This is a genomic window from Lelliottia sp. 7254-16 (genome assembly GCF_002922995.1).
In the GTDB taxonomy this organism is placed as follows: Bacteria; Pseudomonadota; Gammaproteobacteria; order Enterobacterales; family Enterobacteriaceae; genus Enterobacter; species Enterobacter jeotgali.
In genome coordinates this window covers 166,708-193,400 of sequence record NZ_PQVS01000002.1, presented here as the reverse complement: position 1 = coordinate 193,400, position 26,693 = coordinate 166,708, and the positions used below count along the sequence as shown (strand labels likewise).

Sequence of the window (26,693 nt, the reverse complement as noted above, 5' to 3'; positions counted from 1 at the left end):
CAAAATATGGGCGATAAACGCATTGCCGAAGAGAGTCGGTTTGCCGGACTGGCGCTGGCAGAGGAAGAACTGGTCGCCCGGGTGGCGTGGTGTTACTACCACGACGGCCTGACGCAGAACGATATTGGCGAGCGCTTAGGGCTGCCGCGCCTGAAGATCTCGCGCTTACTGGAAAAAGGGCGTCAGTCGGGGGTGATCCGCGTGCAGATCAACTCTCGCTATGAGGGATGTCTGTCGCTGGAAACTGAGTTGCAGCAGCGCTTTGGCCTGAAATTGGTTCGCGTGGTGCCGGCTCTGAATTCCGCGCCGATGAACGTGCGCCTGGGGATTGGCGCAGCGCAGTCGCTGATGGGTTTACTGGAACCCGGACAGCTGCTGGCGGTGGGATTTGGTGAAGCCACCATGAGCTGCATTCAGCACTTAAGCGGCTTTATTAGCTCACAGCAGGTGCGGCTGGTGACACTTTCCGGCGGCGTAGGGCCGTACATGACCGGCATCGGCCAGCTGGATGCAGCCTGCAGTATCAGCATGATCCCGGCTCCGCTGCGGGTTTCTTCGGCAGAAGTGGCAGGGATTTTAAAACGCGAAGCCAGCGTGCGGGATGTGATCCTCGCCGCCACCGCCGCCGACGCAGCGGTCGTGGGGATTGGCTCCGTGAATCAGCGCCGCGACGCCACTATTCTGCGCTCCGGTTATATCAGCGAAGGCGAGCAGCTCATGTATGCGCGCAAAGGGGCGGTCGGCGACATTCTCGGCTATTTCCTCAATGCCGCAGGCGAACGGGTGCCGGATCTGGAGATTCATCAGGAATTACTCGGCGTGACGCTCGATGAACTGGCGCAGTTGCCCACCATCGTCGGCGTGGCCGGAGGGGAAGAAAAAGCAGATGCGATTTACGCCGCACTGAAAGGTCGCCTGATTAATGGCCTGGTGACGGAAGAGACGACAGCCCGCGCGGTGCTTGCCCTGGCGAACTAAGCCACTTGCCCCGTGCCAACACGAGGCAAGCTCATGAGTTACCTTTTAGCGTTAGATGCAGGGACGGGAAGCGTTCGCGCCGTGGTGTTTGATTTACAGGGCAACCAAATTGCCGTCGGCCAGGCAGAGTGGAAACACCTGAGCGTGGAGAACGTGCCCGGCTCGATGGAGTTCGATCTCGACACCAACTGGCGTCTGGCCTGCCAGTGCATTCATCAGGCGCTGGAGCGCGCACATCTGAGCGCGGCAGATATTCAGTCTGTCGCTTGTTGTTCGATGCGCGAGGGGATCGTGCTGTACGATCGCAACGGCGACGCCATCTGGGCCTGCGCCAACGTCGATGCCCGCGCCAGCCGCGAAGTGGCTGAGCTGAAAGAGATCCACGACTATCGTTTTGAATCCGAAGTGTATGACGTCTCCGGCCAGACTCTGGCTCTCTCCGCCATGCCGCGCCTGCTGTGGCTGGCGCACCATCGCCCGGATATTTATCGCAAAGCGGCGACCATCACCATGATCAGCGACTGGCTGGCGGCGAAACTTTCCGGCGAGCTGGCGGTAGACCCGTCCAATGCGGGTACCACCGGGATGCTCGATCTGTTCAGCCGCGACTGGCGTCCTGCTCTGCTGGATATGGCAGGGCTGCGCGCCGATATTCTCTCGCCGGTGAAAGAGACCGGTACCGTACTGGGAGCCGTGACCCGCGAGGCGGCGTCGCAGTGTGGTCTGCGGGAAGGCACGCCGGTGGTGATGGGCGGCGGCGACGTGCAGCTGGGCTGTCTGGGCCTCGGCGTGGTGCGCGCCGGGCAAACCGCCGTACTGGGCGGGACCTTCTGGCAGCAGGTGGTGAATCTCCCGCAGGTGCGTACCGATCCGGAGATGAATATCCGCGTGAATCCGCATGTGATCCCCGGCATGGCGCAGGCTGAATCCATCAGCTTCTTTACCGGACTGACGATGCGCTGGTTCCGCGACGCGTTTTGCGCCGAAGAGAAGCTGATCGCCGAGCGGATGGGGATGGACGCCTATTCCCTGCTCGAAGAGATGGCCGCTCGCGTCCCGGCGGGTTCACACGGCGTAATGCCGATCTTCTCCGATGCGATGCATTTTAAGCAGTGGTATCACGCGGCACCGTCGTTTATTAACCTCTCAATCGACCCGGAAAAATGCAATAAAGCGACGCTGTTCCGCGCGCTGGAAGAGAACGCGGCGATTGTCTCCGCCTGTAATTTGGCGCAGATTTCCCACTTTTCCGGCGTGACGTTTGAGAGCCTGGTGTTCGCGGGTGGCGGCGCAAAAGGCGCACTCTGGAGCCAGATCTTATCCGACGTTACTGGCTTGCCGGTACGCGTGCCGGAAGTGAAAGAAGCCACCGCGCTGGGCTGTGCCATTGCGGCAGGTGCGGGGGCTGGGCTGTATGCAGATATGGCGTCGACGGGGGAAAAACTGGTGCGCTGGAGCCGGGAGTTTACGCCCAATCCCGAGCATCGCGAGCTGTACGACGGCATGATGCAGAAGTGGCAGGCGGTCTACGCCGATCAGCTTGGGCTGGTGGATAGCGGGCTGACGACGTCGATGTGGCAGGCGCCGGGGCTTGTAAGAGTTGTGGCACCTTGAAAAGATGCCGGATGGCGCGATGCTTATCCGGCCTATGTTTTTGCATTGCTCTCTTCGATTTTTCCTTCGGGGGTTAATTCATATTCATTGACCGACCAATCTGAAGAAATCTGAAAATGAATATTTTCATAGGGCCGCTCGTTCACGACTAGCGGATAGTTTTTCACAATGCAATTATGTTCATCCTTACCCATTGAAAAACACAACAGATCTTCTTTGGGACTCTCTTTATTGTTCGTAAATCCATCTCCCACATCCATAATATAATAAGAATGATGAATACCATCAATTAAGGGGTAATCCTTAATAAAGGCTTCCCTGTGTGATAAGAACCATTCAATTTTATCCCTGTCGGCCCATGGCAAATGGTCGACGACAACAAAAACAGACGAATTAAAGTCTGAATAGACATGCGAAATTTTAACTGGACGAAGTGTCCATAGATTACATAATGCAGCGATAATAAAAAAACCAATGCAAATAAATAGCTTTTTTTTGTTTTTCATTTATAACTTCCAGTTATTTTTGATGTAGAAAATTTCGGAAGGAGGTTTTAAATGCAGAACCCCTGTGCCGCTCTAGCAGAAACCGCCTCAACTAATGCAGGCGGTCGCACGTTGAATCCATGTCGGATGGTGTTGCGCTTATCCAGTTAGGTTTCTGCGTTATCTATTCAGGACTCTGGCCGGAATACGCGTTCGACTTGGTTATCGGGGGTGAGCTGGTACTCAATGTCACTATCCGGATAAAAACGAGTATTACTATAAGGATTTTCATAAACAGATAAAAAATAATTTTTAACGACACAATTATTTTCATTTTGTATCATTGGGATGCAAAACAGATCCTCATGCGGGCTTTTCACATTATTGGTGAAACCATCACTAATATCGATGATGTAATAATATTGCCATGTATTATCATATGGTGGGTATTTTCGTTTAAGTTCATCACGTCGAGCCAGATACCAGTCAATTTTTTCTCGGTCGGTCCAGGGCATATGATCCACGACTAATGTCACCGTTATGCCTTCATTAGAATAAACATACAGAATATTGACGGGCCTTATCGTCCATAAATTATAGAATGCCCCAAGAAGGAACAGACATAACAGCATAGCGGGTAGTTTCTTTTTCATTATTATTTCTCGATTTTTTCTACCGAGTTAAAATTCGTAAAGAAAGGTTTAAATGCAAAATCTCTGTGTCGCTGTAAGAAAAACCAAATGCGGAAGAAACGAAATTGACTATAGAGTTTATCTTGAATATCAATGACATCAAGTCCAAAGTGATCCTGGGCCTCGAAAAATAAAGTTGCACTCCAACCCATTGTATATCCCTGTAGCGATGAAAGCGTTATGGTTTGGGCTGCAATGTCATGTACGGTAATACCCAATCCATTAATCCTGTCCTCATTTTCGTTAAATTTAGGCAGTGTCGAACCTAATAATACATATTTAATTTTATGTAAAAGTTCTTGGTAATCCCTGGAAGTTGAGTTTAAGTAAAAGTATTCGATTGCATTTTCTATTAATAACATAGGGTTATGATTTATGTAGCTATTTAACCTCTCATGAAATGCCAAATTCAGCCGTTCACTATAAAACCCGCAGCCATTGCCAAACCTAAAATGATCAATCATCTCTCCTATAAGCATTTTATACTTGCCCTCAAAAGAGAACATCAGGGAGAGTTCCTTCATTTCGTTAAATAAAATCTCAACACACTGCTGGTGAGATATTTTTACACCCGATACGGATGAACTAAAGGGGGAGTCCAGTTCATATCGGTTAAGAAGGTCATAGCGAACAAGCCGGTAGGGATCGACTTTCGCAGAGATATCCCTGAGACCGAGCGCCAGGAGTTCTCGCTCCCCCATATCACCGCACTGCATGTCGTCGGCAGTCCTGTCATCAAAACGCGCAACCGTCTCAAAGAGAGTGCAGGGGAGATACATTGATGAGCTGAAAGAGTTATCCATTTATTATTCATCCATTTAATAATCAATGATTTACGAAAATCCAGTCTCACACGTTAAAATAAAAACCCTTCAATAAACAGGTCTTTTATCAAATTGTTTAATGCTGGGCTGTGGGTAGCCAGATCTTTGAATCCCATCACAATCACCGCACTCCTCTTTTCCCCTTTTGCCCGCGACTGGCTAAATTAGTAACTCATCCGACCACATAACAATAATTTTACACTGGAAGAGATTATGAGCCGCTATCCGTCGCTTTTTGCCCCCCTCGATCTGGGGTTTACTACGCTCAAAAACCGCGTGTTGATGGGCTCTATGCATACCGGTCTGGAGGAGCATCCAGACGGCGCTGAGCGTCTGGCGGCGTTTTACGCCGAGCGCGCGCGTCACGGCGTGGCGCTAATTGTCACCGGCGGCGTAGCCCCTGCCCTTTCGGGCGTCGGGATGGAGGGCGGTGCGGTGTTGAACGACGCCAGCCAGTTGCCGCATCATCGGATTGTGACCGACGCGGTGCACAAAGAAGGCGGTAAAATCGCCCTGCAAATCCTGCACACCGGGCGCTACAGCTATCAGCCGCATCTGGTAGCGCCTTCCGCCATTCAGGCACCGATCAACCGTTTCAAACCCCACGCCCTCACCCACGAAGAGATCCTCGCGTTGATCGATGACTTCGCCCGCTGCGCCGCACTGGCGCGTGAAGCAGGCTACGACGGCGTGGAAATTATGGGTTCCGAAGGTTATCTGATTAACGAATTTCTGGCCGCACGCACCAACCAGCGCGACGACGAATGGGGCGGCGATTACCCACGTCGGATGCGTTTTGCTATCGAGGTTGTCCGCGCCGTCCGCGAGCGGGCCGGGGCCGATTTTATTATCGTCTTCCGCCTGTCGATGCTGGATCTGGTCGAGGGTGGCGGCACGTTTGACGAAACAGTTCTGCTGGCGCAAGCCATCGAAGCGGCAGGCGCGACCATCATCAACACCGGTATTGGCTGGCACGAAGCGCGCATCCCTACTATCGCCACGCCGGTCCCGCGCGCGGCGTTTAGCTGGGTGACGCGCAAGCTGAAGGGCAAAGTGTCGATTCCGCTGGTGACGACCAACCGAATCAACGATCCGCAGGTCGCGGACGACGTGCTGGCAAAAGGCGATGCCGATATGGTGTCGATGGCGCGTCCGTTCCTCGCCGATGCCGAGCTGCTGTCCAAAGCGCAGAGCGGCCGCGCGGATGAGATCAACACCTGCATCGGCTGTAATCAGGCGTGTCTGGATCAGATCTTCGTCGGGAAAGTCACTTCCTGCCTGGTCAACCCGCGCGCCTGTCACGAAACTAAAATGCCGATTATGCCTGCGGTGAAAACTAAACGTCTGGCGGTGGTGGGCGCAGGCCCGGCGGGGCTGGCGTTTGCGGTCAACGCCGCGTCGCGCGGGCATTCGGTGACGCTGTTCGACGCTCTGGCAGAGATCGGCGGGCAGTTCAATATCGCCAAACAGATCCCCGGCAAAGAGGAGTTTTACGAAACGCTGCGCTATTACCGTCGGATGCTCGCCCTGACGGGCGTCGATCTGCGGCTCAATCAGTATGTTCGCGCGGAAGATCTGACCGCGTTTGACGAAGTGATCCTTGCCAGCGGGATCGCCCCGCGCACGCCGGCGATCGAGGGCATCGATCACCCTAAAGTGCTGAGCTATCTCGATGTCCTGCGCGACAAAGTCCCGGTCGGTGAGCGCGTGGCGATTATCGGCTGCGGCGGTATTGGCTTTGATACGGCGATGTATTTGAGTCAGCCGGGCGAAGCGACCAGCCAGAATATCGCTGAATTTTGCGTGGAATGGGGGATCGACACCAGCCTGAATCAGCCCGGCGGCCTGCGCCCGGAAGGGCCACAGTTGCCGAAAAGCCCGCGCCAGATCGTGATGCTCCAGCGTAAAGCCAGTAAACCGGGCGAAGGGTTGGGCAAAACCACCGGCTGGATCCACCGCGCGACGCTGCTGTCACGCGGCGTGAAGATGATTCCGGGCGTGAGTTATCAGAAGGTAGACGATGAGGGACTGCACGTGACGATCGGCGGTGAGCCGCAGGTATTACGCGTGGATCATGTGATTTTGTGTGCCGGACAGGAGCCGAAACGCGATCTGGCCGATCCGCTGCGCGAGGCCGGGAAAACGGTGCATTTGATTGGCGGGTGTGATGTGGCGATGGAGCTGGACGCCCGACGCGCGATTGCGCAGGGGACAAAACTGGCGTTAACCATTTAACCTGTTGCCCGGTGGCGCTGCGCTTACCGGGCCTACAAAACCTCGTAGGCCGGTGCAAGCGAAGCGCCGCCCGGCAAAAAGAGCTTAGCGACGACGACCCAGTTTCACCGCTTTCAGCACCACGAATTTGTTATTGGTGGCGATGGTCTCGCAGTTACCGAAGATCTTCTTCAGTTTATGGAAGTAGTCGAGGTGACGGTTCGCCACGATGTACAGCTCACCGTTAATTTTCAGACAACGACGCGCATGGTGGAACATTTCCCACGCCACGTTATCCGTCAGAGCGTGTTTCTGGTGGAATGGCGGGTTGCAAATGACCGCGTTGAAGCGGAAAGGCTCCACGCCTGACAGGGCGTTGTTGATCATGAACTCGCAACGGTCCAGATTTTCCGGCATGTTGGTTTCAACATTCAGTCGGCTGGACGCCACCGCCATTGGCGATTCATCGGTGAAGATAACGCTGGCTTCCGGGTTTTTCTCCAGCAACGTCAAACCGATGATGCCATTACCGCAGCCGAGATCGACGATTTCGCCTTCCAGATTGTCCGGCAGATGTTCCAGGAAGAAACGTGCGCCGATATCCAGGCCGGTGCGCGAGAAGACGTTTGCATGGTTGTGGATAGTCCAGTTGGTTCCATCCAGTTTCCAGCTCAGCGTTTCTGGTGCATCCGCAAGTTCAGGTTTAGTGAAGGTTGGGTTGATCAAACGCGCCTTTTTCCACGCTAACGTAGTGGTGGTTGGACCCAGCACTTTTTCGAACAGCTCAATCGTGGAGTTGTGAATATCACGCGCTTTAGCACCCGCGATAATGCGCGTTTCTGGGGTAACGACCTGACGCAACGCGCGCAACTGCTGTTCCAGCAGAGCCAGCGTTTTAGGGATTTTAATCAGCACCACGCCCGGCGCCTGCGGATATTCTGCCGTGCTGTCGAGAAATTTGACGCTGGATTCCGCAATCTCGTTGTGACGCAGGTTTTCGCGCGTTGCAAGTTCGCTTAAATAGGAATCGCCGATGCTGTAAGGCGTGTGTTCGGCCAGCGCGCAACCCAGCGCACCAAAGGTGTCATTCAGGATCAGAACCGGGCCGACAATTTCAGTGTCATCCAACTGTTGCAGCAGATATTCATCCGCCGCTTCCCACGCCTGAAGCGGGTTAACGTCGTCCGTTTCCGGGAAACGTTTAAGATTGAGTGAACGGAAACCGTTGTCTAAGTGGCTCATCGGCCCTCCTGAGTGGTAAAATTTGGCGTTATCCCTGAAAAGGGTGCGTGAGTATACCCTTTTTACGATTTGCGTGGAGCATTGATGAGTCATCTTAGTTATCTCCAGGGCTATCCGGAGAATTTACTTTCCCAGGTTCGCACTTTAATTGCCGAGGAGCGGCTGGGCAGTGTTCTTGAAAAACGGTATCCAGGAACCCACAGCTTCGCGACCGATAAAGCGCTCTGGCAATATACGCAGGATCTGAAAAGTCAGTTTCTGCGCAACGCCCCACCAATCAATAAAGTGATGTATGACAACAAGATCCACGTGCTGAAAAACGCCCTGGGTTTGCACACCGCCGTGTCCCGCGTGCAGGGTGGAAAGCTGAAGGCCAAAGCGGAGATCCGCGTGGCGACTGTGTTTCGCAATGCACCGGAAGCCTTTTTGCGCATGATTGTGGTGCATGAGTTGGCGCATCTGAAAGAAAAAGAGCACGACAAAGCGTTCTACTCCCTGTGTTGTCACATGGAGCCGCAGTACCACCAGCTGGAGTTTGATACGCGCCTGTGGCTAACGCATTTATCGTTAAATGGTAATGCGGTGTGAAGCACTGGTTTTGTCATCAACGCGTGCTAAAGTGACAAAAGGTTCCCCGCTACGGAGTACGTGAACGTTTATGATACGTTTCGCAGTTATAGGCACGAACTGGATCACGCGCCAGTTCGTTGACGCCGCCCATGAAACCGGCAAATTCAAACTCACCGCCGTCTATTCCCGCAGCCTTGAACAGGCACAGACGTTTGCGAATGATTATCTCGTCGAGCATCTGTTTACCTCGCTTGATGAGATGGCGCAGAGCGATGCGATTGACGCGGTGTATATCGCCAGCCCGAACTCCCTGCACTCCCCTCAGACCCTGCAGTTCCTTGCGCACAAAAAACATGTGATTTGCGAGAAACCGCTGGCGTCGAATATTCAGGAAGTGGAGGCGGCCATTCAACTGGCACGAGAAAATCAGGTGGTGCTGTTTGAAGCATTTAAAACCGCCAGCCTGCCTAACTTCCTGCTGTTGCAGCAGTCTTTGCCGAAGCTCGGCAAAGTACGCAAAGCCTTTATCAACTACTGCCAGTACTCCTCGCGCTACCAGCGCTATCTTGACGGCGAAAATCCCAATACCTTTAATCCAGCCTTCTCGAACGGCTCGATCATGGATATCGGTTTTTACTGTCTGGCATCGGCTGTTGCCCTGTGGGGCGAGCCGCATGGTGTGATCGCCACCGCCAGCCTGCTCGACAGCGGCGTGGATGCTCACGGATTAGTGGTTCTGGATTACGGTGATTTTAGCGTGACGCTCCAGCATTCCAAAGTCAGTGATTCGGTGCTGCCGAGCGAGATTCAGGGCGAAGAGGGTTCGCTGGTTATCGAGAAAATCTCTGAGTGCCAGAAAGTGAGCTTTATCCCGCGCGGTGGCAAGGCGCAGGAGCTGACGCAACCTCAGCATATTAACACTATGCTGTATGAGGCAGAGGTGTTCGCGCGCCTGGTCGAAACCAATGAAGTGAACCACCCGGGGCTGGCCGTGAGTCGCACCACGGCGAAACTGCAGACAGAAATCCGCCGTCAGACCGGCGTGGTATTCCCTGCGGATGACGTGAGTGCAACAGCAGTCGCGTAAAGCTGTGTAATAGAATCGTTAAGGGCATTGACGAAAACCGCGTCCTGACATATTTTGTTACCTGCAAAGGGGAGTAACTTCATTGCCGGTGGGTCGTCATTACGATGCGTGCAATACCGCATCCGGTCGCCGGGCAACGAAAAAGAGTCACGACACGTGTTCTTTTTGGTTGTAAGTGAGACCTTGCCGGAAGGCGAGGTCCCTGCATAAATAACGCAACGGCTATCGTCTTCTGACGTTGGCCGTTTTTGTTTTTTATGCGTAAGGAAATAGATATGCACTCTGTCGGCACTCCAATGTTATGGGGCGGATTCGCAGTCGTGGTGGTCATCATGCTGGCGATCGACCTCTTTTTACAGGGCCGTCGCGGCGCACATGGCATGACCATGAAACAGGCCGCCGCCTGGTCGCTGGTGTGGGTCACCCTCTCCCTGCTGTTCTGCGCCGCGTTCTGGTGGTATCTGGTACAAACGGAAGGCCGCGCGGTGGCAGACCCACAGGCGCTCGCCTTCCTGACCGGCTATCTGATTGAGAAAGCCCTCGCCGTTGATAACGTTTTTGTCTGGCTGATGCTGTTCAGCTATTTTGCGGTGCCTGCTGCATTGCAGCGTCGCGTGCTGGTTTACGGCGTGCTGGGCGCGATTATCCTGCGTACGGTGATGATCTTCGCGGGTAGCTGGCTGATTACCCAGTTCGAATGGCTGCTGTATGTCTTCGGTGCGTTCCTGCTGTTCACCGGTGTGAAAATGGCGCTGGCGAAAGAGGATGAAACCGGGATTGGCGAGAAGCCGCTGGTGAAATGGATCCGTGGGCATTTGCGCATGACCGACACCATCGACAACGAGCACTTCTTCGTGCGTAAAAACGGGATTCTGTTTGCAACGCCGCTGCTGCTGGTGCTGATTCTGGTCGAGCTGAGTGACGTTATCTTCGCGGTCGACAGCATTCCGGCTATCTTCGCGGTGACCACCGATCCGTTCATCGTGTTGACCTCTAACCTGTTTGCGATCCTCGGTCTGCGTGCGATGTACTTCCTGCTGGCGGGCGTGGCAGAGCGCTTCTCGATGCTGAAATACGGTCTGTCGATTATCCTGGTGTTTATCGGTATCAAGATGCTGATCGTCGATTTCTACCATATCCCGATCGCGATTTCGCTGGGCGTGGTATTTGGTATTCTGGCGCTGACGCTAATCATTAACGCCTGGGTTAACCATCAGCACGATAAGAAACAGCGAGCGCAGTAAAAGATTGCCCGGTGGCGCGCAACGAGCGGGCCCAGGGCAGGTGCGGTCTGGTGCCCTCACCCCGGCCCTCTCCCACAGGGAGAGGGAGAAAACATAAAAAAACGGCAACCTTTGGTTGCCGTTTTGCGTTGACCTTGTAGGCCGGGTAAGGCGCAGCCGCCACCCGGCAACACACGCGACACCTTATAAGGTCACACCACTTTTGAAAATCGCCAGTTCGCGGAAGTCGTTCTTTTCATTGCAGGTCTGTTTACCGTTAGCAAAATCCACAATGGTATCGATGAACTCATTCAACAGCTGCGGCATAGCTTTGCCATGAATTAACTGCCCGGCGTCAAAATCTATCCAGTGCTTCTTCTTCGCCGCCAGCTCGCTGTTGGTGGCAATTTTCACCGTCGGCACAAAGCCGCCGTACGGGGTTCCGCGACCGGTACTGAACAGCACCATATGACAGCCCGCGCCAGCCAGCGCACTGGTGGCGACGGCGTCGTTCCCCGGCGCACTGAGCAGATTCAGACCGTGCGTTTTCAGGCGCTCGCCATAGCGCAGCACGTCCACAACCTGGCTGGCACCGGCTTTTTGCGTACAGCCGAGGGATTTTTCTTCAAGCGTGGTAATGCCGCCCGCTTTGTTGCCCGGCGATGGGTTTTCGTAAATCGGCTGGTTATGAGCGATGAAATACTGTTTGAAGTCGTTCACCATCGTGACCGTTTTTTCAAACGTCTCTTCATCGCGGCAGTGGCTCATCAGAATGCGTTCCGCACCGAACATTTCCGGCACTTCGGTCAGGACGGTAGTGCCGCCGTTGGTGATCATGTAATCCGAGAAGCGGCCCAGCATTGGGTTGGCGGTGATGCCTGAAAGGCCATCAGAGCCACCGCACTCCAGACCAAACTTCAGCTCGCTCAGTTTACCCGGTACACGTTTGTCGTGGCGCATCACTTCATACAGCTGATGCAGCTGTTCGAGGCCGGCCTCCACTTCGTCGTCCTGATGCTGGCACACCATAAAGTGCACGCGTTCAGGATCAAAATCCCCCAACGTTTCGCGGAAGGCATCGACCTGGTTGTTTTCACAGCCAAGACCAATCACCAGCACCGCGCCCGCATTCGGATGACGCACCATGTTTTGCAGCATGGTGCGGGTGTTAACGTGATCGTCGCCTAGCTGCGAACAACCATAGGTGTGGCTAAACAGGAACACGCCGTCGGTGCCTTCGGCATTATTGGTCTCTTTCAGGAATCGGTTCTGAATTTGACGCGCAATACCGTTCACGCAGCCGACGGTCGGCAAGATCCACAGCTCGTTGCGGATCCCAACTTCTCCGCTAGCGCGGCGGTAGATCTCGACATCACGATCTTCCCCCTGCCCTTCTTCAGCCTGAAAATCAGGTTGATAGCTGTACTCGTCCAGATCGCTGAGATTGGTGCGGGTATTGTGGGAATGAATATGTTCACCCGGCGCAATATCCGCCAGCGCATGACCGATCGGCAAACCGTACTTCACCACGTTTTCGCCTTTGGCAATCGGGAACACGGCAAATTTATGCCCGCGAACAATAGCCTGACGCAGGGTGACGGTCTGGTTTTCAACGGTCACTTCCGCGCCTTCGGTCAGATCCGCCAGCGCTACGGCAACGTTATCCAGCGAATGGATCTTGATGTATTGCATATCAACCTCAAACGGCCTTAGTTCAGTTCAATGGCGAAGTAATCGCGCGCATTGTTAAAGCAGATGTTTTTCACCATTTCGCCCAGCAGTTGGATATCCGCCGGCGCTTCACCCGCAGCCACCCAGCGGCCAATCATCTGGCACAGAATGCGACGGAAATATTCATGGCGGGTATAAGACAGGAAGCTACGGCTGTCGGTCAGCATCCCCACGAAGCGGCTCAACAGGCCCAGCTGCGCGAGCTGCGTCATCTGACGTTCCATGCCGTCTTTCTGATCGTTAAACCACCAGCCGGAACCGAACTGCATCTTGCCTGGCATCCCTTCGCCCTGGAAGTTACCGGTCATGGTGCCCAGCACTTCGTTATCGCGCGGGTTCAGGCAGTAGAGAATGGTTTTTGGCAGCAGATTTTGTTCGTTCTGTTTGCTCAGCAGTTTCGACAGCTCTTCGGCCATTGGACGGTCGTTGATGGAATCGAAGCCCACATCTGCGCCCAGCAGTTTGAACTGGCGCTGGTTGTTGTTGCGCAGCGCACCGATGTGATACTGCTGCACCCAGCCGCGACGCGCGTATTCCGCGCCGAGGAACACCAGCACGGCGGTTTTGAACTGAGCCACTTCGTGCTCGGTCAGGGATTCACCCGCCAGACGGCGCGCCAGGATGTTATCCAGCTCAGATTCGTTAGATTCGGCGAACAGCACGACATCCAGCGCGTGGTCAGAGACTTTGCAGCCATGAGCCGCAAAGTGGTCGAGACGTTTGGTGAGCGCGGTTTGCAGATCGGTGAAACGACGGATATCGGTATCAGAGACTTCGGCCAGCTTCGCCACATATTCGCCAAAGGTCGCCTGTTCGATATTGAAAGCTTTATCCGGACGCCAGCTTGGCAGCACTTTGATATCAAAAGAGGTGTCTTTGGCCACGACCGCGTGGTGTTCCAGAGTATCAATCGGATCGTCGGTGGTGCCGACCATCTTCACGTTCATCTGTTTCATGATGCCGCGCGCGGAGAATTTGTCCTGTGCCAGCAGGTCATTGCACTGGTTCCAGATTTCGTCAGCGGTCGCAGGCGACAGCAGTTTGCCGGTGATACCGAACGGACGACGCAGTTCAAGATGCGTCCAGTGGTATAACGGGTTGCCGATGGTATGCGGAACAGTTGCAGCCCAGGCGTCAAACTTCTCACGGTCAGTCGCATCACCGGTACACAGGCGTTCAGCCACACCGTTGGTACGCATGGCGCGCCATTTGTAGTGGTCACCCTTCAGCCAGATGTCATACAGGTTTTTGAAACGGTAATTTTCGGCAACCTGCTGCGGCGGTAAGTGGCAGTGGTAGTCGAAAATCGGCTGGTCTTTTGCGTAGTCGTGGTACAGACGGCGGGCAAATTCGGTATCTAACAGAAAATCTTCGGTCATAAACGGCGTCATTATCGTCTTCCTCTATCACGAGAGCGTCGGAAAGCTAAAGCTTGTGTTCAGATGCTGCAAAGTTATCACACCAATTTCCAGAGACCGATGTTTTTTTCGTGAGTTAGATCAATAAACGTCGACAAATAAATTACCCCTTAAGGAGCAAACCCCGTCGTAAGCCGCGCCGTATCTGGCTTCAAGAAGGGTTAATAATGACCACACAAAGATTCACACATTTGTGATGTCACTCACCTTTTAAAGTTGTATGACAAGTTATCTTTTCGCCGTCGCAACATATAAGCCGACGGAATGCATTACCGGTGTTTGAACACCGGAATTAGCGGTACGGATACCGACTTATGCACGATTACAACTGGCAAGGTTCGGGCCGTTCCGGGAGTCACTCCCGTTACGCCCTCCCGTTACAAGACAGCTCCCGGAAACGGTCGAGATGTACCGTGCTCCGGCGCGGCAATACTATAACGATGAGGTTTTACATGCGTAAAATTAAAGGGTTACGTTGGTACATGATTGCACTGGTGACGCTTGGCACCGTGCTGGGTTACCTGACGCGTAACACCATAGCGGCGGCGGCGCCAACGCTAATGGAAGAGCTGCATATTTCCACGCAGCAATATTCCTATATTATCGCGGCCTACTCCGCGGCTTATACCATCATGCAGCCTGTAGCGGGCTATCTCCTTGATATCCTTGGCACCAAAGTCGGTTACGCCGTCTTCGCCGTGACCTGGGCTATCTTCTGTGGCGCGACGGCACTGGCGGGAAGCTGGGGCGGACTGGCACTGGCGCGCGGTGCGGTTGGTGCCGCAGAAGCGGCGATGATCCCTGCGGGTCTGAAGGCCAGCTCTGAGTGGTTCCCGGCAAAAGAACGTTCAATCGCGGTCGGCTACTTCAACGTTGGCTCCTCCATCGGCGCGATGATTGCTCCACCGTTGGTGGTGTGGGCTATCGTGATGCACAGCTGGCAGTTAGCGTTCGTCATCTCTGGCGCACTGAGCTTTGCCTGGGCGATGGCGTGGCTGATCTTCTACAAACATCCGCGCGATCAGAAGAAACTGTCTGACGAAGAACGCGAATACATTATTGGTGGTCAGGAATCCCATCACCAAACCAACAACGGCAAAAAAATGTCCGTCTGGCAGATCCTGGGCACCCGTCAGTTCTGGGGTATCGCCCTGCCGCGCTTCCTGGCAGAACCGGCCTGGGGTACGTTCAACGCCTGGATCCCGCTGTTCATGTTTAAAGTCTACGGCTTTAACCTGAAAGAAATCGCGATGTTTGCCTGGATGCCAATGCTGTTTGCTGACCTGGGTTGTATCGTCGGCGGATACCTGCCACCGCTGTTCCAGCGCTGGTTTGGCGTGAACCTGATTGTCTCGCGTAAAATGGTCGTGACTATGGGCGCGCTGCTGATGATTGGCCCTGGGATGATCGGCCTGTTCACCAGCCCTTACGTGGCTATCGGCCTGCTGTGTATCGGTGGTTTTGCTCACCAGTCCCTGTCTGGCGCACTGATTACGCTCTCTTCTGACGTCTTTGGACGCAACGAAGTGGCGACCGCCAACGGCCTGACCGGTATGGCCGCCTGGACCGCAAGTACCATGTTCGCTCTGGTGGTCGGTGCGCTGGCTGACACCATCGGCTTCAGCCCGCTGTTCGCGGTACTGGCTATCTTCGACCTGCTGGGTGCCGTGGTTATCTGGACAGTGCTGAAAAACCAGTCCGCCGAGGAACTACTCAGTTCTCAGGTTGGTGGGCCCGCACAACAAAGTTAGCGTTTTTATCTGATATCAACGAAGCCGCCTCCAGGGCGGCTTTTTCATGGGGAAATCTGGAGACTGGCTCGCAAAAGTGGTATAACAAATCATCTGCCGTACCCTGCCTGGAGCGCATATGGAAATCACCGAACCACGTCGTTTATATCAGCAACTTGCTGCCGAGCTGAAAGATCGCATCGAGCTAGGTGTCTATCTCGTCGGTGATAAACTGCCTGCCGAACGCTTTATTGCTGATGAGAAGAGCGTCAGCCGCACCGTGGTGCGTGAAGCCATCATCATGCTGGAAGTCGAAGGCTATGTTGAGGTGCGCAAAGGTTCCGGCATTCATGTGATTTCCAATCTTCCAAAACACTCTCCGGTGCCGGACGAAAGTCTGGAATTTGCCAGCTATGGTCCGTTTGAACTGCTCCAGGCGCGTCAGCTGATAGAAAGCAATATCGCTGAGTTTGCTGCGACCCAGGTGACCAAGCAGGACATCATGAAACTGATGGAAATTCAGGATCAGGCGCGCAAAGAAAAATGTTTCCGCGATTCCGAATGGGATCTGCAATTCCACGTTCAGGTGGCGCTGGCCACGCAAAATACCGCCCTGGCAGCAATCGTCGAAAAAATGTGGACTCAGCGCGTTCACAACCCGTACTGGAAGAAATTACACGATCATATTGATTCGCGTACCGTCGACAACTGGTGCGACGATCACGATCAAATCCTTAAAGCGCTGATTCGTAAAGACCCGCATGCTGCAAAACTGGCGATGTGGCAGCATCTGGAAAACACCAAGCTGATGCTGTTCAACGAAACCAGTGATGACTTTGAATTTAACGCCGACCGCTATCTTTTTGCCGATAATCCGGTGGTTCATCTTGATACAGCATCCAGTCAGGCAAAATAGTTCACCATCTCGCTGGCAGGCGCACCGCTGCGCCTTCCGGCATATCGTGGGTCAGTAAACATATATAGTGTCAGCCTGTGTAAATACCCTCGCGTCACTTCCTCTCCATAGGCCAAAATCATTTCCCCGGCCGATCGCAAAATCTGTGACGTATTACGTTGGGCTTTGTTACAATTGGATGCAAATTGCATTTTTTAGTTAGTGCTTGCTTACCTAGCCACTTAACAGGGAACAGTTCTGGCCACCACAATGTGTCCGCGAGCGACCATAATGAAATCATAAATCATGTCGCTTTGCTGTTTGACCCGGATAACAGGCGAGACGTTAACCGATTTCCAGGAACACTGAATGGAACTTTTGACCCAACTACTGAATGCCTTATGGGCCCAGGATTTCGAAACCCTGGCCAATCCCTCCATGATTGGCATGCTCTATTTTGTCTTGTTTATGATTCTGTTCCTAGAGAACGGATTACTTCCTGCTGCCTTTTTACCCGGCGACAGCCTGCTGGTGCTGGTTGGCGTATTGTGTGCCAAAGGGGCGATGGCCTTTCCGCAAACCGTGTTATTGCTCACCATCGCCGCGAGCCTCGGTTGCTGGGTGAGTTATATTCAGGGGCGATGGCTGGGTAATACGCGCATCGTCCAGAACTGGCTTTCCCATCTTCCGGCACACTATCACCAACGCGCACACCATCTGTTCCATAAACATGGGCTTTCAGCGCTGCTGATTGCGCGCTTCATCGCCTTTGTTCGAACTCTATTGCCAACCATCGCAGGCCTTTCTGGCCTTAATAACGCGCGTTTCCAGTTCTTCAACTGGATGAGCGGCCTGCTGTGGGTACTGATTTTAACTTCTCTGGGATATCTGCTGGGTAAAACGCCGGTGTTCCTGAAATATGAAGATCAGTTGATGTCCTGCCTGATGCTGCTGCCCGTGGTGCTGCTGGTCTTTGGTCTTCTGGGTTCGGTTTACGTCCTGCTGAAAAAGAAATACGGGACCAGAAACTAATATGGAAATCACACCGCGTTCCTTGCGCCGGTTATCCTTTGCCTTGATCGCGCTGATGATTCTCAGCGCGATAGTGCTGGTATGGACGGCCGTTCAGCATCAGGAATCGACGCTGTCCATTCGCCCGGTGAGTCAGGGCGCCAGCGTACCAGACGGTTTTTCTGTCTGGCATCATCTTGATGCGAACGGCATTCGCTTTAAAAGCATCACGCCTGAAGACGACGTTTTACTGATTAAGTTTGACTCCAGTGCGCAAAGCGCCGCCGCAAAAGAAGTGCTGGACCGGTCCCTGCCTCAGGGTTATATCGTTGCACTGCAGGACGATGAGAGTCAGACTGCGCTATGGTTAACACGGCTGCGAGACACCTCGCATCGATTTGGTTAATTACCAGGATTCTGAATCTTTTCACTCACTTTGGTGATAACCCCGTTTACTTACTATGCTTAAGTACGCGGAGCACCCCTCAGAAGTTCTCCGCATGACACTGGAAAAGCGGCATACTCTTCACAAGTGCCGTAACACAATGGAAGGTTTCTATAATGAAATACCGCATCACTCTGGCTTTGGCTCTGTTTTCTTTAAGCACCGCTTCTTTCGCGAACTCTCTCTGTCAGGAGAAAGAAAAGGACATTCAACGCGAGATCAGTTATGCCGAAAAGCATAACAATCAGCATCGTATCGACGGTCTGAAAAAAGCGCTGAGCGAAGTGAAAGCTAACTGCTCAGACAGCAAGCTGCGTGCCGATCACCAGAAGAAAATCGCTGAACAGAAGGACGAGATTGTCGAACGCCGTCAAGACCTGAAAGAAGCGCAAGAGAAAGGTGATGCGGATAAAGTTGCAAAGCGCGAAGCTAAGCTGAAAGAGGCTCAGGAAGAACTGAAAGCCCTGGAAGCTCGCGATTATTGAGTTAACGGAAATCTCAACAGGAGAAAATCATGTCTAAAGATACTACTTCAGAAAATCTGCGCGCTGAGTTGAAATCCCTGGCCGATACCCTGGAAGAGGTGCTGAACTCTTCGACCGACAAATCGAAAGAAGAGTTGAGCAAACTGCGCTCTAAAGCCGAAAGTGCGCTGAAAGAGAGCCGCTATCGTCTGGGTGAAACCGGTGATGTGCTGGCGAAACAGACCCGCGAAGCCGCTGCTAAGGCAGACGAATATGTCCGCGATAATCCGTGGGCTGGCGTGGGTATTGGTGCCGCCGTCGGCGTCGTTCTGGGCGTTCTACTGACGCGTCGCTGATATGGAAGATCCTCGTCACGCACAAGGGCCGGCAAAAAACGTCCTCGGCATCGGCCAGCGTATTTTGACTACGCTGGTCGGCATTGCCGAAACGCGGGTTCGACTGGCAGTCGTGGAGCTGGAAGAGGAGAAAGCCAATCTCTTCCAGATGCTGCTCATGCTGGGTTTAACCATGCTCTTCGCCGCGTTCGGACTGATGAGCCTGATGGTGTTAATCATTTGGGCTATCGATCCGCAGTATCGTCTGAACGCGATGATCGCCACAACCGTGGTGCTGTTGGTGGCTGCGCTCATTGGTGGCGTATGGACGCTGCATAAAGCGCGCAGCTCTACGCTGCTGCGTCACACTCGTCAGGAGCTTGCCAACGACCGCGCACTGCTGGAGGAAGACAAGCCGTGAGCAGCACAACGGAACGTCGCAAGCGCAAAGCGTATCTGCTAAGCCAGATCCAGCAGCAGCGGCTGGACCTAACCGCCTGCCGTCGCGACTGGCTCGACGTGACGCAATCTTACGACCGTCGCTGGAATACGTTCCTGAGTTTGCGCTCATGGGTGATGGTCGGCAGTAGCGTTATGGCCATCTGGTCAGTACGTCATCCGAGTATGCTGGTCCGCATGGCACGCCGTGGCTTCGGTGTATGGAGCGCCTGGCGGCTGGTGAAAGCGACGCTGCGCCAGCAGCAGTTACGATCTTAATATCTGTGGTATTGCCGGGTGGCGCTCACGCTTACCCGGCCTACAAAACCAAGCCGTGCCCGTAGGCCGGGTAAGGCGAAGCCACCACCCGGCACATTTCCCTGATTCCACTCACTCAATATCTTTGAAGAAGATTGACAGTTTTCCTTGCTAACAATTGTCATTCGTCACGTTTATTATCCTCTCCATCGACAGCAAACACGCGGTATCTACCCGGATTTGCACACAAATAATGATGAGCCGCACAAGTGGTTTCCTGGAGAGTAAAATGAAAAAATTAGAAGATGTTGGTTTGCTGGTAGCACGTATCCTGATGCCAATTCTGTTTATCACTGCTGGCTGGGGCAAAATTACCGGTTATGCAGGGACACAACAGTACATGGAAGCGATGGGCGTCCCAGGTTTTCTGCTGCCTCTGACCATTCTGCTTGAGTTCGGCGGCGGTCTGGCGGTTCTGTTTGGCTTCCTGACTCGCACTACCGCGCTGTTCACTGCGGGCTTCACCCTGCTGACCGCGTTCATCTTCCACAGCAACTTTGCGGAAGGCATGAACTCCCTGATGTTCATGAAAAACCTGACCATCGCAGGCGGCTTCCTGCTGCTGGCTATCACCGGTCCTGGCGCATTCAGCATCGACCGTGTTCTGAATAAGAAGTGGTAAGCACGCTATACTGAATAAAAAAGCGAGGAGATATCTCCTCGCTTTTGTCATTTCAAGACGGAAAGAAGACGGAGGAAAGCATGGGACAATTAGTTGACGGCGTCTGGCAGGATATCTGGTATGACACCAAATCCACTGGAGGACGCTTCAAGCGTTCTGTTTCGGCCTTCCGTAACTGGCTAACAGCGGACGGCGCATCGGGCCCAAGCGGTGAAGGCGGTTTTGCGGCAGAAAAAGATCGCTACCACCTTTACGTTTCTCTGGCCTGTCCGTGGGCACACCGCACGCTGATCGTGCGCAAACTAAAAGGTCTGGATTCCTTAATTCCCGTTTCCGTCGTCAATCCGCTGATGCTGGAAAATGGCTGGACCTTCGACAGCGACTTCCCTGCCGCCACCGGCGATGAACTGTATCACCACGATTTCCTCTATCAGCTTTACCTGCGCGCCGACCCGCACTACACCGGGCGCGTCACCGTCCCGGTTCTCTGGGACAAGAAAAACCAGACCATCGTCAGTAATGAATCCGCTGAGATCATCCGTATGTTCAATACTGCGTTTGATGCGCACGGTGCACGGGCCGGTGATTTTTATCCGCCGGAACTGCGCGATAAAATCGACGAACTGAACAGCTGGATTTACGACAATGTGAACAACGGCGTTTACAAAGCCGGTTTCGCCACCAGCCAGGAAGCTTACGACGAAGCGGTCGGTAAGGTGTTTGAATCTCTGGCGCGCCTCGAACAAATCCTTGGCCAGCACCGCTATCTGACGGGCGACCGCCTGACAGAAGCCGACATTCGCCTGTGGACCACGCTGGTGCGTTTCGATCCGGTTTACGTCACCCACTTTAAATGCGACAAACACCGCATCAGCGATTACCTGAATCTGTACGGTTTCTTGCGCGATATTTATCAAATGGAAGGTATTGCTGAAACCGTCGATTTCGATCACATCCGCACCCACTACTATCGCAGCCACAAAACGATTAACCCGACGGGGATTATTTCCATCGGTCCGTGGCAGGATCTGGACGAACCGCACGGTCGTGATACGCGTTTTCGCTAAAGCATAAAGGCGCCCACTGTGGCGCCTTTACCACTCTTTTATTCCCGTCTACGCTTTAAGTGATTGCTTAAAAAACAAGTGATTGACTGAATATCGAGGCTAAGGAAAATGGACTGGTATCTAAAAGTACTGAGAAATTACGTTGGATTTGGTGGCCGTGCGCGTCGCAAAGAGTACTGGATGTTTATTCTGGTGAACTTCATCCTCGCCATCGTGCTAGGTATTGTCGATAAAATTCTGGGGTGGGAACGCGCGGGTGGCGAAGGCATTCTCACCACAATTTACGCCGTGCTGGTTCTACTGCCCTCCTGGGCTGTGTTGTTCCGCCGTCTTCACGATACGGATCGTTCAGCGTGGTGGTTACTGCTGATTTTGATTCCGATTATCGGCTGGCTGATCATTCTGGCCTTTAACTGCCAGAGCGGTACGCCGGGCGAAAACCGCTTCGGGCCGGACCCTAAGTTACAGCCGTGAAATTTGCCCGGAGACGCGTAGCGATCCGGGCCTACAAAAACTACTTATGATGCGCGAACAGTTTCGGGATTTCGCGCAGACACCAGGATTTGGCCTCGCCCATGCTGTCACGACGCCACGCCATAATAATATCCACTTCGTTAGTGTATTCCGGGCTGACCACGCGCAGTCGCCCTTCAGCGATATCTTTTTCCACAAACGGATACGGCATCGTGGCGACACCCAGGCCAGCTAACAGCGCCTGACGCTTGTCTTCCAGAGAGGTCACCGTCAGACGCGGCTGCTTGTCCAGCAACTGAACGGTGAGCACCGGTCGTTCCCGCGCAGTATCCGCCACCGCCACGCCGCGATACTTCACGCGAGTCACTTCGGATAACGGCTCCGGCTCTTGATGAATCGGGTGATCCGGCGCGGCAACGTAGACGTTCATCACGCTATAAAGCTTGCGCGAGTTGATCTCCGACGAGGAGCGGAAGTGCATGTCAGGCGCGATCACGATGTCCGCCCTGCCCGTCTCCAGCCGCTCCCACGCGCCTGCCAGCACTTCGGTAATGACCGAGAGTTGGGTGTTGGCTTTGGCGGCCAGACGGTCCACCAGCGGGAACAGCGCCGAAGTCGGCACCAGCGCTTCGGTGACCAGCGTCAGATGGGTTTCCCAACCACGCGCCAGAGCTTCGGCGTCGGTGGTCAGTTTGTCGGCTGCTTCGAGCAGAACGCGGCCACGCTCCAGCAGCATTCGCCCGACATTAGTGAATTTTGTTCGGTGACCGGAACGGTCGAAAAGCACCACATCCAGCTCTTCTTCTAGCTTCTGCATGGTGTAGCTCAGGGCAGATGGAACGCGCCCCAGCTCGTCTGCCGCAGCGGCAAAGCTGCCACGCCTGTCTATCGCGTCCATGACGCGCAGCGCCTCAAGCGTCAATGCTCTCTCTTTAGCCATCTCGTTCTCATTCAGGAAATTTGAACATACCGGGCAGAATATCTGGCTAACAATGAAGCGTCCATACCTTTACCATTGTTTTAGTGTAAAGAGAGGTCAGTTTTATGATTACGACAAGAACAGCAAAACAGTGCGGACAAGCCGATTTCGGTTGGCTGCAGGCCCGCTACACCTTTTCCTTTGGACACTACTTTGACCCAAAACTGCTCGGTTACGCCTCACTGCGCGTGCTGAATCAGGAATTGCTCGCACCGGGCGCCTCCTTCCAGCCTCGCACGTATCCGAAAGTGGATATCCTGAATCTGATCCTGGAAGGTGAAGCGGAATATCGCGACAGCGAGGGCAATCATGTCCAGGCGAAGGCGGGCGAAGCGTTGCTGATATCAACGCAGCCGGGCATTAGCTATAGCGAACACAACCTCAGCAAAGATAAGACGCTAACGCGTATGCAGCTGTGGCTGGACGCCTGCCCGGAGCGGGAAAATCCGCTGGTGCAGAAGATCAATCTCAGCGGCGATAAACAGCAGCTGATAGCAACGCCGGATGGCAGCAACGGCAGCCTGCAACTGCGCCAGCAGGTATGGTTGCATCATATCGAGTTGAAAAAAGGTGAACAGGCGAGCTTCCAGCTCCACGGGCCACGCGCCTACCTGCAATCCATTCACGGCACGGTACATGCTCTGACGCATACGGAAGAGAAAGAAGCGCTCACCTGCGGTGACGGCGCGTTTATTCGCGATGAAGCGAACATTACGCTGGTCGCCGATACTCCGCTGCGCGCGCTGCTGATTGATTTGCCGGTGTAATAACGACTCTCTCCCTTCACGGGAGAGAGCCTGCACGTCAAGTCGCCTTATTCGCCATAATCTCGATAATCTGCCGATCGGTGGCTTGCATCGACTGACACGCCAGTGAGCACAAATTGGCGATTGAGTGCTCCACATCATCGGCCACAATCCCTTCGTTGCCCGTCACAGCAGAATCATCCAACGCCATCATCACCGCTTTCCAGGCACTTCCCACGCTGGTTGACACTTTCATGGCACAGCTATTGGAAGCGCCATCGCAAATCATACCGCTGACGTCACCAATCATGCTGCTGATCGCCATCGACAGCGTTTGATAGCGTCCATCGAGCAGCCACGCCATTCCCGCCGCCGCGCCCATCGCTGCCGTGGTGGCCGCGCACAGCGCTGATAAACGTGGAAGCTGGTAGTGGATGTAGATCGCCGCCAGATGCGAGAGCATGAGCGCCCGCGCCAACTTTTCGTCGTCAGCCTGAAGATGCTCGGCCACCACCAGTACGGGCATGGTTGCGGTGATCCCCTGATTGCCTGAACCGGAATTGCTCATGGCCGGGAGTGTCGCACCGCCCATCCGCGCATCCGACGCAGCGCTGGTGCGAATGACAATATCCGAGCCCAAATCCTGCGCCATAAATCCGCGAGAGCGCTGCTTATTCAACGTCGCACCGATATGCAGCCCCCATTGCCCGGTGAGTCCTTCGCGGGAAAGTGCATCGTTCAGGCGCGCGGCCTCCAGAATGAACCCAATCTTTGAGAACGGAACCTGTTCGACAAACTCAAGGATCTGCGACAGCGTGGTGCGTGAAAGCATGGCCAGCGGATCGTCGGCGTCGCTTTGCGGTTGCTCGTCCAGCGTGAAGCAGGTTTCACCCTGACAGGTTATCTGCACGACGCGTGTATGCCCGCCCGCAATCGTTACACTCGCCGACTCTTCGCCTGCGTAGACGCGCGCTCGGGAATAGAGGATTTCCGCGCACGGTTCCTGCAATTTCACCTGCACTTTTCCCGCGTTGAGCAGCGCCTTCGCCTGTTCAACACTATCTGTTGAAACGCCTTTCAGCACTTCAAGCCCGCCCTGCGCATTGCCACCCAGAGCACCCAGCGCAGCGGCAATCGGCAGACCCACCATGCCGGTTCCTGGTACCGTCACGCCGAGACCGTTTTTCATCAGGTTAGGAGAAACCCACGCCTCAATGTGCGTGACCGCCCCGGATAACTGCTGCGCGGCCATCGCACAAGCCAGCGCCAGCGAGATCGGTTCTGTACATCCCAGCGCAGGTTTGACCTCTTCCTGCACCGCGCGAATAAAATGGTTCCATAAAGGATTAATTTGCTCAGACATCGTTACGACCTTAATTGCCCCTCAGGAGAACGCGAGGAAAGGAGAAACACAAAGCAGCAGCCCGGTAATAATAATAATCACCAGTGATACGCCTTTATATTTGTGCAGCGCGGGGACTTTATAGACCAGCCACGCCGGAATTAAACAGCCGACCATGCCAAAGATCGGGCTACAAATAGAGGTAAAACTCAGGACCGGTGCATTGAGAACAATCGCACTCCAGGCCAGCAGAATGGCGAACAGCATTATTCCGCGCTGCACCAGACGCTCATTAATCTTCTCTTCAGGCAATTTGCGGCGCAGCACATTCATCATAATGCCCTGCGTCGCTTCCCGGAAGCCTAAATAAACGCCGAAGAACGCGGTCATCACGGCAAAGATATTTAAGATAACGCTGACGATTTTGACCCAGCCCGCACCGTCGCCGCTAATAAACTGCGCGGCAATCGCCAGAGCCGAGATATTTTGTTCGTACGCTTTCACCGCCTCGTCATGCCCCATCGCCAGGGTGAACGAAACCGCATAGAAAAAGACCGTCACAAACAGAATACCGAACGCAATATTCATCGCTCGCAGCGCTTTATGGCGCGCCACTTCGATAGATTTGGCCCGCGAGCGATAAGAGATCACCATCGGACTGAGTGTCTGAATAAAGAGAATAGAGGTTAAGGTAAACGGCAGTGTGATGATGGCGTTCTTGATAAGCAAGCCCATCGGCGGCAGCATCCCGACGTTAATCAGCTGCCACATGCCAATCATCGACAGACCGAGCGCTGCAACCACCAGCAACTTGGTCAGAACCATCAGGCTCGACACTTTAAACAACAGCTTTTCACCGCGTGATGAAATGGCCACCAGGATACAAATCAGAAATAGACCGTAGAAAGGGTTTTCAGATAACAGGCTATCGGTGACGCCAAAGGTATGCAAATACGAGGCGCTGTCGTTGGTAATCGCGGTGGAATAAACAAACATCCAGATAACCAGCATCACGAAATAGAGCGCACCTAATAAGATGCCCCAGTTTTTGCCGAGATAACCGCTGATCACACTCGGGTAATCTTTGCACTCGGGGGATTCTGCCAGCGTGTTAATAAATAAACGCTGAAAGAGATACATCGCCGGATAACCAATAATTGACGAGAGCAGAAAAACCCAAAGCCCCATTAATCCGACCTGCACAGGGAGAAAAACAATCCCCGCGCCAATCGCCATGCCGATACTCATGATCACCCAGCCGGTGTCATTACTGTCGAATTTAATCGCTTCCTGCCACTCGCTTTCACTCATTCCCGCCCGTCTTGCCGCCGGGGAATCAATCACAATAACGCTGTTGTTTGTCGCCGTATCCATAAGGCACTCGCTTATTTTGTAGGGTAAACAGTTATTTTTATGGGTTCCGCTCACCAGCGATAATGAGCCAGAAGAGTACAGGTGCTTATTATTTGAATGGAGAGATGATACCGAGGGAGCAAGAGAAAAAAATCACAATGTTTGTATGGCTTTTGGTTATAGAGAGGAAAATAATGCTCTTAACGTGGCGAATGTAGAAATAATTTTCCAACAGTGACGCAGTTCAAAGAAACAAAACGTCCGAAACAAATGCGTATTGTTGATTGATTCGCCAGTGTGAACGCAATTTCTCTTTGTGGGGACTTTTGAGCAGCCCTGGTCCTGGAGACTTCACAGGTTGCATTTCCCTGCTCATCTCTCCTTTATTTCTTGATA

At 53.7% G+C, this 26,693-nt stretch carries 27 protein-coding genes; 18 read left to right on the top strand and 9 right to left on the bottom strand.

Annotation, left to right across the window (positions count from 1 at the left end):
• Positions 1–6 precede the first annotated feature (6 nt).
• Together lsrR and lsrK are read left to right on the top strand one after the other, a co-directional pair.
• Positions 7–978 carry a transcriptional regulator LsrR gene (gene lsrR / locus C3708_RS03750; RefSeq protein ID WP_095283488.1) on the top strand — a complete coding sequence of 324 codons (972 nt, stop codon included), beginning with the start codon at positions 7–9 and terminating at the stop codon, positions 976–978.
• A 33-nt stretch (positions 979–1,011) separates the two neighbouring features.
• Positions 1,012–2,592 carry an autoinducer-2 kinase gene (gene lsrK / locus C3708_RS03745; RefSeq protein ID WP_103948874.1) on the top strand — a complete coding sequence of 527 codons (1,581 nt, stop codon included), beginning with the start codon at positions 1,012–1,014 and terminating at the stop codon, positions 2,590–2,592.
• 32 nt (positions 2,593–2,624) lie between these two features.
• Here lsrK and C3708_RS03740 read toward each other — a convergent pair whose 3' ends face one another.
• The 3 genes from C3708_RS03740 to C3708_RS03730 form a co-directional block, all read right to left on the bottom strand.
• Complete coding sequence (locus C3708_RS03740) at positions 2,625–3,098, bottom strand: DUF943 family protein (protein WP_103948873.1); 474 nt, start codon at positions 3,096–3,098, stop codon at positions 2,625–2,627.
• A gap of 167 nt (positions 3,099–3,265) precedes the next feature.
• On the bottom strand, positions 3,266–3,730 hold the full coding sequence (locus C3708_RS03735; RefSeq protein ID WP_103948872.1) for a DUF943 family protein: 465 nt from the start codon (positions 3,728–3,730) through the stop codon (positions 3,266–3,268).
• Between the two features lie 2 nt (positions 3,731–3,732).
• A complete protein-coding gene (locus C3708_RS03730; protein ID WP_103948871.1) occupies positions 3,733–4,572 on the bottom strand; it encodes a YPO3983 family protein in 840 nt (279 codons plus the stop codon).
• Between the two features lie 234 nt (positions 4,573–4,806).
• On the opposite strand from C3708_RS03730, the gene C3708_RS03725 reads away from it, so the two are divergent.
• A complete protein-coding gene (locus C3708_RS03725) occupies positions 4,807–6,828 on the top strand; it encodes an NADPH-dependent 2,4-dienoyl-CoA reductase (RefSeq protein ID WP_103948870.1) in 2,022 nt (673 codons plus the stop codon).
• Positions 6,829–6,912: 84 nt separating this feature from the next.
• On the opposite strand, the gene rlmG is transcribed toward C3708_RS03725, so the two are convergent.
• Entirely contained in the window at positions 6,913–8,049 is a 1,137-nt protein-coding gene (gene rlmG, locus C3708_RS03720) for a 23S rRNA (guanine(1835)-N(2))-methyltransferase RlmG (RefSeq protein WP_095283491.1), read from the bottom strand.
• 84 nt (positions 8,050–8,133) lie between these two features.
• On the opposite strand from rlmG, the gene C3708_RS03715 reads away from it, so the two are divergent.
• The 3 genes from C3708_RS03715 to C3708_RS03705 all read left to right on the top strand — a co-directional run bounded on the left by C3708_RS03715 (position 8,134) and on the right by C3708_RS03705 (position 10,950).
• Positions 8,134–8,637: a YgjP-like metallopeptidase domain-containing protein gene (locus C3708_RS03715; protein WP_095283492.1), complete on the top strand. Its 504-nt coding sequence runs from the start codon at positions 8,134–8,136 to the stop codon at positions 8,635–8,637.
• Positions 8,638–8,707: 70 nt separating this feature from the next.
• Positions 8,708–9,706 (top strand): Gfo/Idh/MocA family protein, encoded by a 999-nt coding sequence (locus C3708_RS03710; RefSeq protein ID WP_095283493.1) that lies wholly within the window; start codon positions 8,708–8,710, stop codon positions 9,704–9,706.
• A gap of 275 nt (positions 9,707–9,981) precedes the next feature.
• A complete protein-coding gene (locus C3708_RS03705) occupies positions 9,982–10,950 on the top strand; it encodes a TerC family protein (RefSeq protein WP_095283494.1) in 969 nt (322 codons plus the stop codon).
• 183 nt (positions 10,951–11,133) lie between these two features.
• Here the strand turns inward: C3708_RS03705 and C3708_RS03700 are convergent, their stop codons facing one another.
• The gene (locus C3708_RS03700; RefSeq protein WP_095283495.1) at positions 11,134–12,621 is read right to left on the bottom strand and encodes a UxaA family hydrolase; all 1,488 of its coding nucleotides are present in this window, start codon (positions 12,619–12,621) and stop codon (positions 11,134–11,136) included.
• Between the two features lie 17 nt (positions 12,622–12,638).
• Positions 12,639–14,051: a glucuronate isomerase gene (gene uxaC, locus C3708_RS03695; protein ID WP_103948869.1), complete on the bottom strand. Its 1,413-nt coding sequence runs from the start codon at positions 14,049–14,051 to the stop codon at positions 12,639–12,641.
• Between the two features lie 479 nt (positions 14,052–14,530).
• On the opposite strand from uxaC, the gene C3708_RS03690 reads away from it, so the two are divergent.
• The 11 genes from C3708_RS03690 (at position 14,531) to C3708_RS03640 (ending at position 21,877) form a co-directional block, all read left to right on the top strand.
• Positions 14,531–15,829, top strand: coding sequence for an MFS transporter (locus C3708_RS03690; protein ID WP_095283497.1), 1,299 nt, complete (start codon positions 14,531–14,533; stop codon positions 15,827–15,829).
• Positions 15,830–15,947: 118 nt separating this feature from the next.
• Entirely contained in the window at positions 15,948–16,724 is a 777-nt protein-coding gene (gene exuR, locus C3708_RS03685) for a transcriptional regulator ExuR (RefSeq protein ID WP_103948868.1), read from the top strand.
• A gap of 348 nt (positions 16,725–17,072) precedes the next feature.
• Positions 17,073–17,735 carry a DedA family general envelope maintenance protein YqjA gene (yqjA, locus tag C3708_RS03680; RefSeq protein WP_095283499.1) on the top strand — a complete coding sequence of 221 codons (663 nt, stop codon included), beginning with the start codon at positions 17,073–17,075 and terminating at the stop codon, positions 17,733–17,735.
• 1 nt (position 17,736) lies between these two features.
• On the top strand, positions 17,737–18,120 hold the full coding sequence (mzrA, locus tag C3708_RS03675; RefSeq protein ID WP_095283500.1) for an EnvZ/OmpR regulon moderator MzrA: 384 nt from the start codon (positions 17,737–17,739) through the stop codon (positions 18,118–18,120).
• Positions 18,121–18,275: 155 nt separating this feature from the next.
• Positions 18,276–18,644, top strand: coding sequence for a DUF1090 domain-containing protein (locus tag C3708_RS03670; RefSeq protein WP_095283501.1), 369 nt, complete (start codon positions 18,276–18,278; stop codon positions 18,642–18,644).
• A 29-nt stretch (positions 18,645–18,673) separates the two neighbouring features.
• Positions 18,674–18,979 carry a YqjD family protein gene (locus C3708_RS03665; RefSeq protein WP_095283502.1) on the top strand — a complete coding sequence of 102 codons (306 nt, stop codon included), beginning with the start codon at positions 18,674–18,676 and terminating at the stop codon, positions 18,977–18,979.
• Between the two features lies 1 nt (position 18,980).
• Positions 18,981–19,379 (top strand): phage holin family protein, encoded by a 399-nt coding sequence (locus C3708_RS03660; RefSeq protein WP_095283503.1) that lies wholly within the window; start codon positions 18,981–18,983, stop codon positions 19,377–19,379.
• Entirely contained in the window at positions 19,376–19,675 is a 300-nt protein-coding gene (locus C3708_RS03655) for a YqjK-like family protein (protein ID WP_095283504.1), read from the top strand. Before C3708_RS03660 ends, C3708_RS03655 begins: the two co-directional genes overlap by 4 nt.
• 268 nt (positions 19,676–19,943) lie before the next feature.
• Positions 19,944–20,336, top strand: coding sequence for a DoxX family protein (locus C3708_RS03650; RefSeq protein WP_184957379.1), 393 nt, complete (start codon positions 19,944–19,946; stop codon positions 20,334–20,336).
• Between the two features lie 80 nt (positions 20,337–20,416).
• Positions 20,417–21,403 carry a glutathione S-transferase family protein gene (locus tag C3708_RS03645; RefSeq protein ID WP_103948867.1) on the top strand — a complete coding sequence of 329 codons (987 nt, stop codon included), beginning with the start codon at positions 20,417–20,419 and terminating at the stop codon, positions 21,401–21,403.
• 108 nt (positions 21,404–21,511) lie between these two features.
• Positions 21,512–21,877: a DUF805 domain-containing protein gene (locus tag C3708_RS03640; protein ID WP_103947023.1), complete on the top strand. Its 366-nt coding sequence runs from the start codon at positions 21,512–21,514 to the stop codon at positions 21,875–21,877.
• A 40-nt stretch (positions 21,878–21,917) separates the two neighbouring features.
• Here the strand turns inward: C3708_RS03640 and C3708_RS03635 are convergent, their stop codons facing one another.
• Positions 21,918–22,817: a LysR family transcriptional regulator gene (locus C3708_RS03635; protein ID WP_095283507.1), complete on the bottom strand. Its 900-nt coding sequence runs from the start codon at positions 22,815–22,817 to the stop codon at positions 21,918–21,920.
• A gap of 104 nt (positions 22,818–22,921) precedes the next feature.
• Here C3708_RS03635 and C3708_RS03625 point away from each other — a divergent pair, with 104 nt between their 5' ends.
• The gene (locus tag C3708_RS03625; RefSeq protein ID WP_103948865.1) at positions 22,922–23,623 is read left to right on the top strand and encodes a pirin family protein; all 702 of its coding nucleotides are present in this window, start codon (positions 22,922–22,924) and stop codon (positions 23,621–23,623) included.
• A 37-nt stretch (positions 23,624–23,660) separates the two neighbouring features.
• On the opposite strand, the gene C3708_RS03620 is transcribed toward C3708_RS03625, so the two are convergent.
• Together C3708_RS03620 and C3708_RS03615 are read right to left on the bottom strand one after the other, a co-directional pair.
• Positions 23,661–24,965 (bottom strand): serine dehydratase subunit alpha family protein, encoded by a 1,305-nt coding sequence (locus tag C3708_RS03620; protein ID WP_103948864.1) that lies wholly within the window; start codon positions 24,963–24,965, stop codon positions 23,661–23,663.
• A gap of 21 nt (positions 24,966–24,986) precedes the next feature.
• Complete coding sequence (locus C3708_RS03615) at positions 24,987–26,318, bottom strand: amino acid permease (protein ID WP_103948863.1); 1,332 nt, start codon at positions 26,316–26,318, stop codon at positions 24,987–24,989.
• Between the last annotated feature and the right edge of the window lie 375 nt (positions 26,319–26,693).